The following is a 16256-nucleotide window of genomic DNA, read 5'->3' as shown; positions in this document are numbered from 1 at the left end:
TCAAGTGGATAAATTCAAGAATAAATCTAAAAATAAGGTTCCGCATTTCTACGGAACCTGCTGATATTATTCTTCTACTCGTGCTTTTATATAGTCAACTACATCTCCAACACTAGTTATTTTTTCTGCATCTTCATCAGGGATTTCCATGTCAAATTCCTCTTCAAGGGCCATAATTAACTCAACTAAGTCCAATGAGTCTGCTCCTAAATCATCAACAAATCCAGAGTCCATAGTTATATCATTTTCATCTATGCTTAGTTGCTCCGCGATTTTTGCTCTTATCTTTTCAAACATTTTATATACCTCCTAAAAATTCAATATAATATCACTATTTAATATAATAGCATATTGGATAATAATCAACTGTTTATTTTCAAATACTATATTATAATATACTAAACCTACAAAATTTTATTCACTTATTTTAATTTTTTATTTTTCTTCTTTAAAAGCATCTTTAACTTTATCTAATACTTTTGTATCATAATAGGTTTTAGAAAGTTTAATTGCATTTTTTAAAGCCTTGGCATCGGAGCTTCCGTGAGCTTTTATGCAAATACCATCAACCCCTAAAAATGCAGCTCCACCGTATTCTTTATAGTCATAGTGCTTTTTAAATCTCTTAAATACAGGCTTTAATAATAGTCCGCCTATTTTTGTTGTTGTGGAACTCATTATTTCATTTTTAAGCTCACTTAGAATGGTTTCTGCAACGCCTTCATACATCTTTAATACGGTATTCCCTACAAAACCATCACATACAAGGACATTTACCTCTCCTTTAGGAATTTCTCTCGGCTCTACATTTCCTATAAAATTTAAATTCTCTTGTTTTAAAAGTTGATAAGCTTCCTTGGTTAATTCATTTCCCTTTTCTTCCTCTGATCCTATATTTATAAGACCTACAGTAGGATTTTCAACAGATAATACACTTTCAAAGTATACCTTACCCATTTGAGCAAACTGAGTTAAATAATGGGGTTTACAATCTGCATTAGCTCCTACATCTATTATCATAAATGGACCATTTTTACCTGGCATAACTGGTGCTAGTGCTGGTCTACTTATCCCTTTAATCCTCTTTACAATAAGAGTACAGCCTGCTAAGAAGGCTCCTGTACTTCCAGCAGATACAATGGCATCTGCTTCCTTATTCTTAACTAATTCTAAAGCTTTAACAAGAGATGAATCCTTCTTAGTCTTTAGAGCTTTTACTGGTGCTTCATTAGTTGAAATAATTTCAGTAGTATTTAAAATAGTTATTCTTCCTTTGGTATATTCATATTTTTCTAATTCTTTTTTTATTAAGATCTTCTTGACCTGTAATTATTATATCTATATCATATTCTTTTTGTGCAAGAACACAACCTTCTACTATAGCTTCAGGTGAATTATCTCCACCCATTCCATCAACTACAACCTTCATAGTAACTCCTTTCATGATTTTAAAATATTTAAATACATTATATATTTTTTTCATTTAAATTTCCACATAAAAATAAAAAGAAAGTCTATCGACTTTCTTCTTATTCCTCAGTTGAAACAACTTCTCTATTCTTGTAGTAACCACAGTTCTTACAAACTCTGTGAGCAAGCTTCATTTCGTGGCATTGAGGACACTCTACTATTCCTGGTAAACCAAGTTTAAAAGTTTGAGCTCTTCTTGAATCTCTTCTTGCTTTTGAAAATTTTCTAGCTGGATTTCCCATTATTACACCTCCTTATGGTTAGAAAACATTTGTGATAGCTTTTCAAGTCTAGGGTCTACATAAAAATCAGTACAAGAACATTGTCCTAAATTTAAATCTTTCCCACAAGTCTGGCATAAGCCTTTGCAATCCTCTTTACATAACCTTTTAACAGGTAATTCAAGGAGAATACTGTTTTCAATAATTTCATAAATATCTATATTCTCAGTATTGGTTGAGATAATCTCACAATCATCAGTGTTTGATATTTCTTCTTCTATGTGCACCTTAACTTCATAAGAAAAAGCTTTTGTACATCTAGAACAATTTAATAATACTTCAGTATCTACGTCACCAACAAGTTCTATAACTTCCTTTTTGCGACGCAAAAACCCATTAAACTTAATAGGCTTGGAGTATTTTACCATTTCACTACCATCGTAAAACTTATCTTTCTCAATTTCGATATCTATATTCTTTCTCTCATAGTTCTTATCATTTAAATCTTTAAAGTTTATAATCATAACAACACTCTGAAAAAACATAATATACCTGTTTTTTCTCATATAACTAAGACTAGTTATATATAATGCAAAATGCATAGCTTGAGTAAAGCTCCAACTTCCCTCCTTAAGTTAATTAAATATATCATTCAAACACAAGTTATTATATAAATTATACCGATAAAAGTCAAGGTAATTTACACATGTATATTTTTTCCTTAAGATAAAAAGCTAATTTTTTACTCAAGCACATAAATATTTTTACTATTTAGAAGTAAGTTCTTTAGTATCTCTTGCTATTACTAACTCTTCATTTGTAGGAATAACAAATACTTTTACTTTAGCTCCATCTTTGCTTACTTCTGTAGATTTTCCTCTAACATTATTCTTAGCATCATCTATTTCAATACCTAAGAATTCTAAGCCTTTGCAAATTTCTGCTCTAGTTTCTATAGCATTTTCTCCAAGTCCTGCTGTAAATACAACTGCATCTACTCCGCCCATTGCTGCAGCATAAGCACCAATCATTTCTCTTACTCTGTAGTTATATACATTTAAAGCAAGAATAGCTCTTTCATTTCCTTCTTTAGCAGCATCTTCTATATCTCTAAAGTCACTACTTACTCCTGATAATCCAAGAACTCCTGATTGTTTGTTCATTAAATTATCAACTTCTTTAGCTGTCATTTTTCCTTCATTCATTAAGAATGTAACTATAGCAGGGTCAATGTTTCCACATCTAGTTCCCATTGCTATTCCTTCAAGTGGAGTGAATCCCATACTTGTATCTACACAATGGCCATCTTTTATAGCAGCTAAGCTAGCTCCGTTTCCAAGATGACAAGTGATGATTTTAACATCTTTTATGTCTTTGCCCATTAATTTAGCACATTCTGCTGATACATATTTATGTGATGTTCCGTGGAAACCATATTTTCTTATTCCATACTTAGTGTATAGCTCATATGGTAGTGGGTACATATAAGCAGTTTTTGGCATTGTTTGATGGAATGCTGTATCAAATACTGCAACCATTGGAGTGTTTGGCATTAAGCTCTTGCAAGCATTAATTCCAATTATGTTTGCTGGATTATGAAGTGGCGCAAGTTTTACACACTCTTCTAAACTTTCCATAACTGCATCATCAATTACTACAGATTCTGAATATTTTTCTCCACCATGAACAACTCTGTGTCCTACTGCTGATATTTCATCCATTGAAGAAATAACTCCATGGTTACCATCTACTAATGCACCTAAAACTAATTTTATTGCATCTTTATGGTCAACCATTGGTTGCTCTATTATATATTTATCTCTTCCTGGAACCTTTTGAGTTAAAATTGAACCTTCAATTCCTATTCTTTCAACTAATCCTTGTGCTAAGCTCTCTTCTGTTTCCATGTTTATTAATTGGTACTTTAATGAAGAACTTCCACAGTTTATTACTAATACTTTCATTCTCATTTCCTCCTGACGCATTTGTAATATATTAATATATCATTATATTAGATTACAATATATTTTTAATTAAATCAATATAATATTTATTTACTATTTTGCGCTTGCACTGCTGTAATTGCTACAACATTTACTATATCATCTACACTACATCCTCTTGAAAGGTCATTTATTGGTTTTGCAAACCCTTGACATACTGGGCCTATAGCTTCAGCTCCTGCAAATCTTTGAACTAATTTATATCCAATATTTCCTGCTTGTAAATCTGGGAATATTAAAACATTAGAATTTCCTGCTACTGTACTATTTGGCGCTTTAAGACTTGCTACTTTATCAACTATAGCTGCATCTAATTGTAATTCTCCATCTATTGCAAGATCTGGTCTAGCTTCTTTTGCCATTCTTGTAGCTTCAACAACCTTATTTACATTTTCATGTTTAGCACTTCCCATAGTTGAGAAAGATAACATTGCAACCTTTGGATCTATTCCACATAGAGTCTTTGCATTTTCTGCTGTACTTATAGCTATTGATGCAAGCTCTTCTGATGTTGGATTAGGATTAACTGCACAATCTCCAAATAATAGAGTGCCATTATCTCCATATGGAGAATTTTCAAGTTCCATAACGAAGAAACTTGAAACAACTTTTATTCCTGGAGCTGTTTTTATAATTTGAAGTCCTGGACGTAATAAATCCCCTGTGCTATGTACTGCTCCTGAAACTAATCCATGGGCATCTTCTAGTTTAACCATCATTGTTCCATAATAAACTGGGTCTTTAACTGTTTGTAATGCTTTTTCCTCTGTAACACCCTTGTTTTTTCTAAGTTCATAAAATGCTTTTGCATACTCTGCAGTCTTAGGTGATACTTCAGGATCTACAATTTCAATTCCCTCAATATTTACCCCGAAATTCTTAGCATTTTCCTTAATCTTATCCTGGCTACCTACTAATATAACTTTAGCTATTTTATTTTTATGGATAATTTCTGAAGCCTTTAAATTTCTTTCTTCTTCACCTTCTGGAAGTACTATTGTCTTCATCTCTTGTTGTGCTAATTTCCATACTTTTTGTGTAAAACTCATTTTTCTTACCCCTTTCAGTAAAAATATTCTAAATATCCCTTATTACTATACCCCTTTTCATATATATTTTTCAACCTCTATATTGAATTTTTTTGACTTAATTTAATAATTAGGCTATGATAATTAACATTTTTTTGATATAATCTATGGTTATATGAGTACAGGAGGTAATTTTAATGAAAATATCAGGAATTATTGTGGAATATAATCCTCTTCACAATGGACACCTTTTTCATATAAATAAAACTAAAGAATTGACTAATAGTGATTTAATTATTGCAGTAATGAGTGGAAACTTTAATCAAAGAGGTATTCCTTCTATAGTAGATAAATGGAAAAAAACATCAATGGCTTTAAATAATGGGGTAGATATTGTTTTAGAACTCCCTGCAATATACAGCCTATCTTCTGCGGAATTCTTTTCTTATGGTTCCGTGAGTCTTCTTAATAGTCTAGGGATAGTAGATTCAATTTGCTTTGGAAGCGAAGCAGGTGATATAGACTTTCTTAAAGAAGTATCTGATCTACTAGTAGAAGAACCTCCTTTATTCAAGTCCTTATTGAAAGAAGAATTAGGTAGAGGATTACCTTTTCCAAAGGCTCGTTCTTCAGCTTTAATTCATTATTTAAATAAAAAAAATTACTATAATGAAAAAGACTTAGCTGATTATCTAAATTCTTCTAATAATATTTTAGGTGTTGAATATCTTAAGAGCATAAAAAAACTTCATAGTAATATTGTACCCTATACCATAAAAAGGGAAGGTGGAAATTACAATAGTACCAATTTAAATAATATCTTCTCAAGTGCTACTGCTATTAGAAAATCTTTGAAATCAAATACTTCAATGGAAGAATTAATATCTCATGTTCCTCCTAGTGTTTACGAGGATATGGTAGAACTTAAAAATAAAAATTATAATTTTCCCTTTGATTACATGATGTATCCATATATAAAGTATAAGGCTATAACTAGCAAAAATAACTTTTTCGAATCAATTCCGGATGCTTCTGAAGGTCTCCATAATAAGATATTAGCTACCATAAAAGACGCTAAAGATTATGAACATTGTATTGAAATGATAAAAAGTAAACGATATACCTATACTAGAATCAGTAGAATACTATGTCAGTATTTTCTAGGCTTTTATGAATACAATACCTTAGAAATGCGTAAAGAGCCTTGTCCATATGCTCGTATTTTGGGCTTCACTAAACATGGAGCTATGGCATTAAAATCAATGAAGAACAATTCTTCTATACCAATATATTCAAAACTACCAAAGGATATAAACCCTACCTTAAAATTAGATTTACAATGCACTAGTGGCTATAGCATTCTAAATCCTTCCATAAGTGCTATGGAAGATTATCTACAAAGCCCGATTATATTATAAACATAATTCTTCAAGGAACCATACCAAAATAACCTAAATCATTAGATTAATTTTTAGTGAATTGTTTTGAAAGTACCTTGAAGATTTTATTTTACCTATATTTTGTTATCATATATTCCCAAGATAAAAAATATATTTAAGTATATCAATTTAAAAGGATTATTTAAATGAAGGCATTATTTTTTATTGTAATTGCGCTTATTATATTTTTAATATATTTATTATTTAGAAAATCATCAAAAAACCTTCTGCTTACAACAATATTTTCTCTCTTAATTATTTACATCATACTAAATCCTAAAGATTGCATAGCCTTTACTATAAATGGAGCTAAACTGTTTTTTTACTCGGTATTTCCATCACTATTCCCCTTCTTGGTCATAGTTAACTTAATTTTTTCTTTTGGGGGTATAGAAATTTATTCAAAATTTTTAGGTAAGATACTATGTACCCCTTTAAGACTACCAAAGGAGTGTAGTGTAGTTATTTTAGCCAGTTTGTTTTGTGGATATCCTCTTGGGTCCAGATATGCTTGTGAACTCTATGAAAGGAAGGTTATTGATAAACCAACTTTTGAAAGACTTTTAAATATAGCCACCAATGGAAGCCCTCTGTTTATTATAGGTACTGTTGGTACTGCAATGCTCCATAGTGCATTTTTAGGTTATATCCTTCTTATTTCTAATGCTTTATCTTGTATTGTTATGGGGTTAATATTACCTACTAAAAAGACTAATAAATATACTATATATAGCAATTCTTCTGTTGCTGCCACACAGATAAAAGAAAGCCTTAACTTCGGGGTAGCCATGAAAAATGCCCTTGAAGATGCTACCAAAACCTGCTTATCAATAGGTAGCTTTGTAGTTATTTTCTCTGTAATTATAAACATAATAAAAAGCAGTGGAATATATCACACTGCCCTTATTTCTTTATGTAGTTCCGGTATTATTAATTACAATCTACTTGATGGAATCTTCCTTGGATTTATAGAAATTACAAATGGATGTAACATTGTAGCTACAAGCCCCTTAACCCTAAATATTAAAATTCTTATATGCAGCTTTTTAATAGGTTTTAGTGGGTTATCTATAACCTTCCAAGTATACTCCTTTGTTTACAAATATAAGGTATCAATGAAAAAATATATACTTCTAAAAGTTGTTCAGGGAATAATATGCACCTTGATAACATTGTTATTTTTAAAGCTACCATTTTCTCTAGTTAATCAGGAAACTTTTTTCATAAACAATACTATGCTATCATCTAAACCAGGGTTTTTGGTCCTACTAATATTTATATTTTCTATTCCTGTAATATTTAAAAAGTTACGAGATTGTTTTTAGTCATTTCCTAATTCTTTAATATTTTCTCTTACCTTAGATGTAGTGGAAGAAATTTCTTTATATAATTTTACAAGCATTTCTTCCATTTCATTTTGTATAACTTTTAAAGACTCTTCTCCTATAATGTCTATATCCTTTTGTAAATTGCTTAAAGTGCTGTCTGCATAATTCATAACTCCAAATTTTAAATCCTTAGCTTGCTTATTAGCTTCACCTTTAATTTTTTTAGCTTCCTCATTAGCACTTTCTAATATTTCTTCTGCTTCTTTTTTAGCAGCTACTAACACATCACAGTTTTCATATTCTTGTTGTGCTCTTTTTCTACTATCCTGAATAATACGTTCTGCTTCACTTCTTGCTTCGTCTAAAATTATTTCTTTACGATTCATTAAATTTTTAGCTTCTTCAAATTCATCTGGTAGCAATTTTCTCATTTCGTTAAGAGTTCTTAAGACTTCTTTTTTATTAATAGATACTTTACCTACTAAATTCTTTGGTGACATGTCAATAGTTTGTTGTAGATAATCTAATAGTTCTAATACCTTCACTATAATTCCCCCTCAAAACTTTTAGCTCTCTCTCTAATTTCATTTTCTAACTCTTTTGGAATTAATCCATCCAAGTGTCCCTTAAACAAAGCCACTTGCTTTATAGCTGATGAGCTAAGATAAGAGTACTTAGAGTTGGTCATCATAAACATAGTTTCTTTTGTTTTATCAAGCTTTTTATTCATTAGTGCCATTTGAAACTCATAATCAAAATCTGACATAGATCTAAGTCCCTTAACCATTACATCACTGTCTTCTGCTTCCATAAAATCCACTAAAAGACCTGTAAAACTTTTTACTTTTACATTTGGTAAAGCTTTAACCACTCTCTCAATTTGATCAATTCTTTCTTCAATGCTAAACCAGCCACTTTTGTTAGGATTTAGTAATACAGCTACTGTAACCTGATCAAATACGTATGAACATCTTTTTATAATATCTAAGTGACCATTTGTTATTGGGTCAAAACTGCCCGGATAAACTGCTTTAATCATTTTTTACTCCTTAAATTCATAGAAACATACAGTGGTGTTTCCGTATTTTCTTTGGTCTATTAAAACGATGTCTTCATAACCTTCACAAATTTCTTCACCTGAATCTATTTTCGTTACAATTAAGCCATCTCTTTGTAGTAAATTATGTTTTTTTATAAGTTCTAGAGCTGGTGGAATCATATCTTTTGCATAAGGTGGATCTATAAATATTAAATCAAATACCTTGCCTATTCTCCCAAACTCCTCTAAGTATTTGTATGAATCACCCTTATAAGATGTACAGAAATCTTCAAACTTTAAATTTTTAATATTTTCTTTTAAATATTTATAAGTTACATCTCCCATGTCTATTAAATGACACTCTTTAGCTCCTCTACTTGCAGCCTCTAGACCTAGGCTTCCTGTACCAGAAAACTGATCTAAAACTATACTGCCTCTTACTTTATTTTGTATTATGCTGAAAATTGATTCTTTAACTCTATCTAGAGTAGGTCTAGTGCCCATCCCCTCTGGTGATAGTAACTTTCTTCCTTTAGCTTTTCCTGCAATTACTCTCATTTTTATCTCCTTTGACCTTAGTTAAAGCAAATATAACTAGTGCTTTTCTCTAAGTTAATCATTATTTCTTTAAGTATTCTTTTGTTTTCTTCATCCTTGTTATTAATAAATTTCTTAGCTTCCTGATTTGCTATTTTAAATAGTTGAAAATCCTCTGATAAATCACTAAGAATTAATCCATTTTCACCAGATTGTCTAAGTCCAAACATTTCTCCACTTCCTCTTAATTTTAAATCTTGTTCCGCTATATAAAAACCATCATTGCTATTTTTCATTATGTCCATTCTCTTTTTAGTTGTTTCACTTTTTATATTAGCTACAAGAACACAATAAGATTTATGAGACCCTCTTCCAACTCTTCCTCTTAACTGATGCAATTGAGATAATCCAAACCGCTCTGCATTTTCTATAATCATAACCGTTGCATTAGGTACATTTACACCTACTTCAATAACCGTAGTGGATATTAACACCTTAATGTTTCCTTCTTTAAATTCACTCATAATTAAATTTTTGTCTTTATTACTCATTTTACCATGAAGAATGGCGATTTCCATACTTTTAAAGTAAGTTTTTTTTTAGTTCTTCATATAATGCTGTTACAGAACTTAATTTCATATCTTCATTTTCTTCAACCAGTGGACAAACTACATAAATCTGTCTTCCTTTTTTTATCTCCTCTAAAGCAAAGTTATATATTCTCCCCTTTTCCTGAGTAGATAAATAATAGGTATCAATGGGTTTTCGCCCTGGTGGTAAAGTATCTATTATCGATACTTCTAAATCTCCATAAAGATATAAACATAAGGTCCTTGGAATAGGTGTAGCACTCATTACAAGTACATCAATATCTTCACGCTTATTTCCAAATCTAGTTCTTTGACCAACACCAAATCTATGCTGTTCATCAGTTATTATAAGTCCTAAGTTTTTAAACTGGACATTATCTTCTATCAAAGCATGAGTACCTATTATTAAGTCTATTTCACCTTTCAATAACTTTTCTTTTATAAGGTTTTTATTTTTTTCTGTGGTACTACCTGTTAGTAACTCTATGGTAATATTAAAATCCTTAAAAACTTTTTCTGCCTCGTAGTAATGCTGTTTTGCCAATATTTCTGTAGGCGCCATCATGGCACCTTGATACCCATTCATAATAACATTAAAAAGGGCAATAAAAGCAACTATAGTCTTACCACTACCTACATCTCCTTGAACTAATCTATTCATAGGACTAGGTTTCTTTTGATCTCTTAATATTTCTCTAACAGTTCTAGTTTGTGCATCTGTTAACTGAAAAGGCAACTTATCCTTTAAAGCTTTCAGATCCTTTGATATGGAAAAGGAGATTCCCTTAGAATTAATACTTCTATTTTTTAAGGCCATAAGCTTTAAAGAGTATGTAAATAACTCTTGAAACTTTAATCTTTTTCTTGCCTCTTCTAATAACTTTAAACTTTTAGGATTATGTATATTTCTTATAGCACTATCCAAAGACATAAAATCATGTTCATCCAAAATTGACTTTGGTAAATTTTCTTGTATTTTTACTGTGTTTAAAGTTTCTGTAACTATTTTGTTTATAAAAGTATTAGAAATATCATCTCTTAAGGGATATCTTGCCATAATATCTGTACTCTCTGTAGTAGTATTCCTCATTATGGTTCCATTTTTAATTATAAAATCTCTACCTTGTTTCTCTATAATGCCACTTATAACATATCTACTGCCAATTCTAAAACTACTTTTCACATAGGCTGATTAAACCATATTCCCTTAACTAATCTGCCTTTATGAATAAATCTAATGGTTGTAAGTATTTTGCCTGTTTTTGTCCTTATGTCAGGTAAAATTCTCTCCACTCCAACTTCCAATATTATCTTTCCCTTAGAATCCACTTCATCTAAATCTTCAACAATAAAGATACTCTCATAATCCCTTGGAAAGTATAACAATAAATCTAAAATACTATATATTCCACATTTACTCAATTTCTCAGCCATTTTAGGCCCTACACCTTTAATGGCTGTAACACTACTATAAATATTCACCTTATCAACTCCATATGGCTAACATAGAAAAAAAGCCCTAAGGCTTTTATTCTACTGATGTAATAAAATAGTATAATGGTTGCTCACCATTAAAACATTGAACATCCATCTCTGGATATGCTTCTTCTAATTCTGATATTAACTGGTTAACCTTATTCTCTTCACAGTCTTCACCATAGAATATAGTAATAAGCTCGCTATCTTCATTTACCATGTTTTCTATAAGCTTTTTACATACAGCATATACATCCTGACCTATTTCATTTATTTTTCCTTCTAATAATCCTAGAATATCTCCCTCTTTAATATGTCTACCATTGTCTTCGGTATCCTTAACCGCATAGGTTACAGAACCAGAAGTAACAGTTTCTATAGTTTCATTCATAGCTGCTTCATTTTCTTCTGAAGAGCCATCTGGATTAAACATAGTTATAGCTGTAATTCCTTGAGGGATAGTTTTTGTAGGAATTACTATAACCTTTTTATCTTCTATTAAATCTACAGCTTGTGTAGCTGCCATTATTATATTTTTATTATTTGGAAGAACAAATACTACCTCAGCATTAATTTTATTGATACTATTAACTATATCCTCTGTACTAGGATTCATAGTCTGACCACCTTCAATAACCTGATCTACGCCAAGATCTTTAAATATTGAAGAAATCCCGTTACCTCTAGCTACAGTTACAAATCCATAAGCTTTAGGATCTTCTTTTATTTCTTCCACTACTGCATCATTGCTACTTTCATCTATTCCTAATAAAGATCTGTGTTGTTCTCTCATATTTTCAATTTTAATTTTTGAAAGATCTCCAAAGGTTACTGCTTTAGATAAAACTGCTCCTGGATCATTAGTATGAACATGAACCTTAGTTATATCCTCTAATCCTACAAGAACTAATGAATCACCTTGAGATTCAAGGAAATCTTTAAATTTTGGTATATCTTTTACTTCATTAAGTATGATAAACTCTGTGCAGTATCCAAATTTAATATCTTCCGGAGCCATGTTTAGCTCTGGAATATCATAATTATTTTCTGACTCACCTTCTAAATCATTAATTAAAGAAACTTCACTTTTATTTTTTAGAACTTCTAACATACCTCTTAATATTATTAATAATCCCATTCCACCAGCATCTACTACCTTAGCTTGTTTTAACTGTGGTAACATTTCTGGAGTCTTATCAAGCATCTTTTTACTTTCTTCACATACTTCTTCAAATAATTCAACTATATTTTCAGCTTCACTGCAGATAGCAGCTTCTCCCGCCGCTCTAATTATAGTTAAAATCGTTCCTTCTGTTGGTCTCATAACTGCTTTATAAGCAAAATTTGAGCCTTCTACAAAAGAATTCTTAACTTCCTCTATAGTTGCCTCCTCTGCATTTTCAAGTCCCTTTGCCATACCTCTTAAAATCTGAGAAAGAATAACTCCAGAGTTTCCTCTAGCTCCCATTAAAGCACCCTTAGCTAACCTCTTAGATACTTCTCCTATACCCTTATTCTCTAAACCTTCTATTTCTCTAGCTGCAGCCTTAAAGGTTAAAGACATATTTGTTCCTGTATCTCCATCAGGTACTGGGAATACATTCAAGGAGTTTACATATTCTTTCTGCTTCTCTAATGCATTTGAAGCACTTTTTATCATATTTGAAAAATCACGTCCATTAATCTGTGTATATGCCACTTTATGTTCCCCCTTAAACTCTAATGCCTTGAATATTAACAGTAACTTGAGAAACCTTAACACCTGTAAGATTTTCTAAATTGTATCTAACTGTTTGTATTATATTATTAGCGATTACTGCAATTTTAGTTCCATATTCAACAATTATATATAGTTCTATAGCTATAACATTCTCTTTTTGAGTTATTTTAACTCCTTTTGCTAGGTTTTCAGCTTTTAATAATTCCCATAAACCATCCTTAGCATTCTTTAAAGCCATGCCAACAACTCCATAGCATTCCATGGTTGATACACCTGCTATATTAGCTATTACATCTTCAGAATAGTATATATTTCCTATTTCAGTTGTTATATTAGCTTTCATAATCAATTCCTCCTTAATTATACCTTATAAACATTTTATATTAACTTAAGATTTAATTCAACTAATATAATTATATATATCATTGAATTTTATTATAACAATATGTATAATATAATGGTATGTGTTTATTTTTCTTAATACTTGCAACAATCATAGTAATTATGTTAAAATAACTTGTGTTTGATTTATAGCAGTATGTTGAAATTTTGAGGAGGTGTAATATATGTCAAGAAGATGTGAAATATGCGATAAAGGTGTAGTTTCAGGAGTACAATTCTCTCACTCTCACCGTCAATCAAAAAGAAAATGGGCTCCAAACTTAAAAAAAGTTAAAGCTATAGTTAACGGTTCACCTAAGACAGTACACGTTTGTACTAGATGCTTACGTTCTGGTAAGGTTCAACGTGCCGTTTAATTGGTAAAAAAAATGCAACTACCTTTATAGTTGCATTTTTTTATGTGCAAAATTAATAACTATGTTTTTTTCTTACAAAAATTTTAACTATTTTAGATAAAAACTTAGGTAGTTTAATTACTCTTATAGTCACCCTTTAACCTCCTTAACCAATTGTTAGCAAAACTTATTCATTATAAACCATCCAGCACATATAATGGCACAACCTATGGCTACCATCCACCCCCAAAATGGAATTAGCATAGCTAATACTATCCCTGCTCCTACAGAACTAACAATAAGTCCCAACCTTTTAGTTGTCCTACTCCTCATACTTACTTCCCCCATAAGCCTTTTTAGTATCATTATATGTATTGACGTAAAAAGTGGTACATAAATAAAAAAATTACAATCATCAATTGTAATAATGACTGTAATCCTATATTTAAAATTTATATTTTATGAATTCTCACTACTATAAGACATCCTTTAGAAAAAGTTATGCTAACTTTTTCCTCCTCAAACTCATTAGATACAGTGAGATTGTTTCCTTGTGCTAGCTCAAAATTCTTTAATTTATATTTGACTCCCTCTATAGTTAAATCATGGGTATCTTCTAAATAACTAAATAGAGAAAATATATCCCCTTTTTTCCCAAATATATTTGTAGGTTTATCTATAAGATAGATTTCATTATACTCATCTATTATACGACAATCTATTGATTTTTTTAAACCTTTATTGAGAATACATAAATTTGCATAGAAATGATCAATTCTCTTCCCCGTACATCCTAAAAAAATTATTTCTGTAGCTCCTAACTCCACTGCCTTATTAAAAGCTATATGACTATCTGTATAATCCTTCTCCTTTGGAAATCTAATGGTTTTAGAGCTATTACTTATTTCTATATACGTTTTTTCATCAATAGAGTCAAAATCTCCTAACAAATAATTTGGATGTATTTCATGATTTAAAAGAACGTTAGCACCTCCATCAGCTGCTATAATTATAGACTTTTCATTTATATATTTATCTAAAATCTTTTTACTTGGAGGATCTCCTCCTCCAACTATAACTGCTTGCATACTAAAACCCACTTTTTATATTACTTATATTTTTTTCTATTTCATTATTTTTGAATACTGCTGAACCCGCTACTATAGAATTAGCTCCACATTTTACAACTTTACTAACATTGGTTGCATCTATGCCACCATCTACTTGTATATATAATTCTTTATTATATTTATCCTTTAACTCTTTAACTTGTGATATTTTATCTACTGAATACTCTATATATTTTTGACCTCCAAATCCCGGATTAACTGACATGATAAGTACCATATCTAAATCTGGAATTAAGTTTTCTATCATAGAAACAGGAGTACCAGGATTTAATGCTACTCCAGCTTTAACTCCTAAGCTTTTAATATATTTTATAGTTCTGTCTATATGTCTATCTGCTTCATAATGAACTGTTATCATATCAGCTCCTGCATCTACAAAATCCTTTACGTATCTAGCTGGATCTTCAATCATTAAATGTACATCGAAAACTAAAGTTGTAAGATTTCTTATGGATTTTATAACAGGTACTCCAAAGGATATGTTAGGTACAAACATCCCGTCCATAACATCTATATGAACCCAATCCGCTCCATGTTTTTCTATTTCTTTAACCTGCTCTCCTAACCTTGAAAAGTCTGCTGACAATATAGATGGTGATAATTTTATCATTTTCTATTCCCCCTACTAATAATTTCTTCTAATGTTTTTATGTAGAATTCATATCTACTTTTATTTATTTGTCCAGATTCTACCTTTTGTTTTACTATACAACCTGGTTCTTTATAATGAACACAATTATTAAACTTACATCCATCTTTAAATTCTTCAAATTCTGGAAATAGATGTTGTAGTTCTTCTTTATCTATGAAATCTAATTCCAAGGAAGAAAATCCTGGTGTGTCAACTAAAAATCCATCTTCTATCCTTATAAGTTCACTATGCCTAGTTGTATGTTTTCCTCTTTTTAGTTTATCACTAATATCACCAGTTTTCATAGCATCTCTACCTAAAACTTTATTCAATATAGTAGATTTACCAACTCCAGAAGGCCCACAAAATACAGTAATATTCCCCTTTATCTTTTCCTTTAACTGTTCTATGCCAACACCATGTTTTCCTTGTACATACATTATTTCATATCCAGCTTCATTTAGCATACTACCTATTTCCTTACTATAATCACTTTCAATGTCCATTTTATTAAAGCAAATAATAGGTACTACATGATTATACTCACATAAAACTAAGAATTTATATAATAAGCTTAAATTCAAATCTGGATTCTTACTAGTAACTACTACAAAAGCTTGAGTTACATTAGCAACGGCAGGTCTTATAAGTTGATTTCTTCTCTTTAATATTTCTGTTATAACACCCTTTCCATTTTCTTCTTCTATGATTACCTCATCACCAATCATAGGAGTTTCACCCTTATGCCTAAATTTCCCTCTGGCCTTACACTCTATAACTTTTTCTTCAACATCCACATAGTATAATCCACCAATTCCTTTAACTATTACACCTTGCATATATTCCTCCTAAATTTTAACTAATCCTTAGGCAAGTTTAAAACTTACCTAAGGATTATTAACTTCAT

The 16256-nt window shown here is 30.6% G+C and carries 17 protein-coding genes and 2 pseudogenes; 3 read left to right on the top strand and 16 right to left on the bottom strand.

Going from position 1 to position 16256, the window contains the following annotated elements; all coding sequences use genetic code 11:
* Positions 1–66: 66 nt before the first annotated feature.
* The 6 genes and pseudogenes from acpP to pta form a co-directional block, all read right to left on the bottom strand.
* Positions 67–297, bottom strand: a complete 231-nt coding sequence (gene acpP / locus IO99_RS09420) for an acyl carrier protein (protein ID WP_035132743.1) — start codon at positions 295–297, stop codon at positions 67–69.
* Between the two features lie 138 nt (positions 298–435).
* Positions 436–1429: pseudogene (plsX, locus tag IO99_RS09415) on the bottom strand (phosphate acyltransferase PlsX).
* 100 nt (positions 1430–1529) lie between these two features.
* Positions 1530–1712 carry a 50S ribosomal protein L32 gene (gene rpmF / locus IO99_RS09410; RefSeq protein WP_035132741.1) on the bottom strand — a complete coding sequence of 61 codons (183 nt, stop codon included), beginning with the start codon at positions 1710–1712 and terminating at the stop codon, positions 1530–1532.
* A gap of 2 nt (positions 1713–1714) precedes the next feature.
* Entirely contained in the window at positions 1715–2215 is a 501-nt protein-coding gene (locus IO99_RS09405) for a YceD family protein (protein ID WP_035132835.1), read from the bottom strand.
* 243 nt (positions 2216–2458) lie between these two features.
* A complete protein-coding gene (locus IO99_RS09400; protein WP_035132739.1) occupies positions 2459–3655 on the bottom strand; it encodes an acetate/propionate family kinase in 1197 nt (398 codons plus the stop codon).
* An 86-nt stretch (positions 3656–3741) separates the two neighbouring features.
* Positions 3742–4743, bottom strand: a complete 1002-nt coding sequence (pta, locus tag IO99_RS09395; protein WP_035132736.1) for a phosphate acetyltransferase — start codon at positions 4741–4743, stop codon at positions 3742–3744.
* A 176-nt stretch (positions 4744–4919) separates the two neighbouring features.
* Between pta and IO99_RS09390 the strand changes: the two genes are divergently transcribed.
* Together IO99_RS09390 and ylbJ are read left to right on the top strand one after the other, a co-directional pair.
* Complete coding sequence (locus IO99_RS09390) at positions 4920–6140, top strand: nucleotidyltransferase (protein WP_035132734.1); 1221 nt, start codon at positions 4920–4922, stop codon at positions 6138–6140.
* A 167-nt stretch (positions 6141–6307) separates the two neighbouring features.
* Positions 6308–7486 (top strand): sporulation integral membrane protein YlbJ, encoded by a 1179-nt coding sequence (gene ylbJ, locus IO99_RS09385; RefSeq protein WP_035132731.1) that lies wholly within the window; start codon positions 6308–6310, stop codon positions 7484–7486.
* On the opposite strand, the gene IO99_RS09380 is transcribed toward ylbJ, so the two are convergent.
* From IO99_RS09380 to IO99_RS09355, 6 genes and pseudogenes are all read right to left on the bottom strand, one after another.
* Entirely contained in the window at positions 7483–8034 is a 552-nt protein-coding gene (locus tag IO99_RS09380) for an ATP synthase F0 subunit B (protein WP_035132729.1), read from the bottom strand. The genes ylbJ and IO99_RS09380 overlap by 4 nt on opposite strands.
* Positions 8034–8528: a pantetheine-phosphate adenylyltransferase gene (gene coaD / locus IO99_RS09375; RefSeq protein WP_035132727.1), complete on the bottom strand. Its 495-nt coding sequence runs from the start codon at positions 8526–8528 to the stop codon at positions 8034–8036. The genes IO99_RS09380 and coaD overlap by 1 nt, the downstream gene beginning before the upstream one ends.
* A 3-nt stretch (positions 8529–8531) precedes the next feature.
* The gene (gene rsmD / locus IO99_RS09370) at positions 8532–9086 is read right to left on the bottom strand and encodes a 16S rRNA (guanine(966)-N(2))-methyltransferase RsmD (protein ID WP_035132725.1); all 555 of its coding nucleotides are present in this window, start codon (positions 9084–9086) and stop codon (positions 8532–8534) included.
* A 17-nt stretch (positions 9087–9103) separates the two neighbouring features.
* Positions 9104–11137, bottom strand: a pseudogene (gene recG / locus IO99_RS09365) (ATP-dependent DNA helicase RecG).
* Positions 11138–11183: 46 nt separating this feature from the next.
* A complete protein-coding gene (locus tag IO99_RS09360; protein WP_035132723.1) occupies positions 11184–12830 on the bottom strand; it encodes a DAK2 domain-containing protein in 1647 nt (548 codons plus the stop codon).
* A gap of 13 nt (positions 12831–12843) precedes the next feature.
* On the bottom strand, positions 12844–13194 hold the full coding sequence (locus IO99_RS09355; RefSeq protein ID WP_035132721.1) for an Asp23/Gls24 family envelope stress response protein: 351 nt from the start codon (positions 13192–13194) through the stop codon (positions 12844–12846).
* Positions 13195–13417: 223 nt separating this feature from the next.
* Between IO99_RS09355 and rpmB the strand changes: the two genes are divergently transcribed.
* Positions 13418–13609, top strand: coding sequence for a 50S ribosomal protein L28 (rpmB, locus tag IO99_RS09350; RefSeq protein ID WP_035132719.1), 192 nt, complete (start codon positions 13418–13420; stop codon positions 13607–13609).
* 156 nt (positions 13610–13765) lie between these two features.
* On the opposite strand, the gene IO99_RS19325 is transcribed toward rpmB, so the two are convergent.
* From IO99_RS19325 to rsgA, 4 genes are all read right to left on the bottom strand, one after another.
* The gene (locus IO99_RS19325; protein ID WP_198028577.1) at positions 13766–13921 is read right to left on the bottom strand and encodes a hypothetical protein; all 156 of its coding nucleotides are present in this window, start codon (positions 13919–13921) and stop codon (positions 13766–13768) included.
* Positions 13922–14040: 119 nt separating this feature from the next.
* A complete protein-coding gene (locus tag IO99_RS09345) occupies positions 14041–14676 on the bottom strand; it encodes a thiamine diphosphokinase (RefSeq protein WP_035132717.1) in 636 nt (211 codons plus the stop codon).
* A 1-nt stretch (position 14677) separates the two neighbouring features.
* Positions 14678–15328, bottom strand: coding sequence for a ribulose-phosphate 3-epimerase (gene rpe, locus IO99_RS09340; protein ID WP_035132714.1), 651 nt, complete (start codon positions 15326–15328; stop codon positions 14678–14680).
* Entirely contained in the window at positions 15325–16188 is an 864-nt protein-coding gene (rsgA, locus tag IO99_RS09335) for a ribosome small subunit-dependent GTPase A (protein ID WP_035132712.1), read from the bottom strand. Before rsgA ends, rpe begins: the two co-directional genes overlap by 4 nt.
* Between the last annotated feature and the right edge of the window lie 68 nt (positions 16189–16256).

Source organism: Clostridium sulfidigenes, assembly GCF_000732635.1.
Taxonomy (GTDB): Bacteria; Bacillota; Clostridia; order Clostridiales; family Clostridiaceae; genus Clostridium_J; species Clostridium_J sulfidigenes.
Note: the sequence above shows the minus strand (reverse complement) of the source record. Positions and strands in the feature narration are given on the sequence as shown.

What these genes read in the sequence shown, in the direction of transcription:
- acpP (WP_035132743.1), bottom strand. Translation starts at nt 297, where the DNA reads ATGTTTGAAAAGATAAGAGCAAAAATCGCGGAGCAACTAAGCATAGAT.
- rpmF (WP_035132741.1), bottom strand. Translation starts at nt 1,712, where the DNA reads ATGGGAAATCCAGCTAGAAAATTTTCAAAAGCAAGAAGAGATTCAAGA.
- IO99_RS09405 (WP_035132835.1), bottom strand. Translation starts at nt 2,215, where the DNA reads ATGATTATAAACTTTAAAGATTTAAATGATAAGAACTATGAGAGAAAG.
- IO99_RS09400 (WP_035132739.1), bottom strand. Translation starts at nt 3,655, where the DNA reads ATGAAAGTATTAGTAATAAACTGTGGAAGTTCTTCATTAAAGTACCAA.
- pta (WP_035132736.1), bottom strand. Translation starts at nt 4,743, where the DNA reads ATGAGTTTTACACAAAAAGTATGGAAATTAGCACAACAAGAGATGAAG.
- IO99_RS09390 (WP_035132734.1), top strand. Translation starts at nt 4,920, where the DNA reads ATGAAAATATCAGGAATTATTGTGGAATATAATCCTCTTCACAATGGA.
- ylbJ (WP_035132731.1), top strand. Translation starts at nt 6,308, where the DNA reads ATGAAGGCATTATTTTTTATTGTAATTGCGCTTATTATATTTTTAATA.
- coaD (WP_035132727.1), bottom strand. Translation starts at nt 8,528, where the DNA reads ATGATTAAAGCAGTTTATCCGGGCAGTTTTGACCCAATAACAAATGGT.
- rsmD (WP_035132725.1), bottom strand. Translation starts at nt 9,086, where the DNA reads ATGAGAGTAATTGCAGGAAAAGCTAAAGGAAGAAAGTTACTATCACCA.
- IO99_RS09355 (WP_035132721.1), bottom strand. Translation starts at nt 13,194, where the DNA reads ATGAAAGCTAATATAACAACTGAAATAGGAAATATATACTATTCTGAA.
- rpmB (WP_035132719.1), top strand. Translation starts at nt 13,418, where the DNA reads ATGTCAAGAAGATGTGAAATATGCGATAAAGGTGTAGTTTCAGGAGTA.
- IO99_RS19325 (WP_198028577.1), bottom strand. Translation starts at nt 13,921, where the DNA reads ATGAGGAGTAGGACAACTAAAAGGTTGGGACTTATTGTTAGTTCTGTA.
- IO99_RS09345 (WP_035132717.1), bottom strand. Translation starts at nt 14,676, where the DNA reads ATGCAAGCAGTTATAGTTGGAGGAGGAGATCCTCCAAGTAAAAAGATT.
- rpe (WP_035132714.1), bottom strand. Translation starts at nt 15,328, where the DNA reads ATGATAAAATTATCACCATCTATATTGTCAGCAGACTTTTCAAGGTTA.
- rsgA (WP_035132712.1), bottom strand. Translation starts at nt 16,188, where the DNA reads ATGCAAGGTGTAATAGTTAAAGGAATTGGTGGATTATACTATGTGGAT.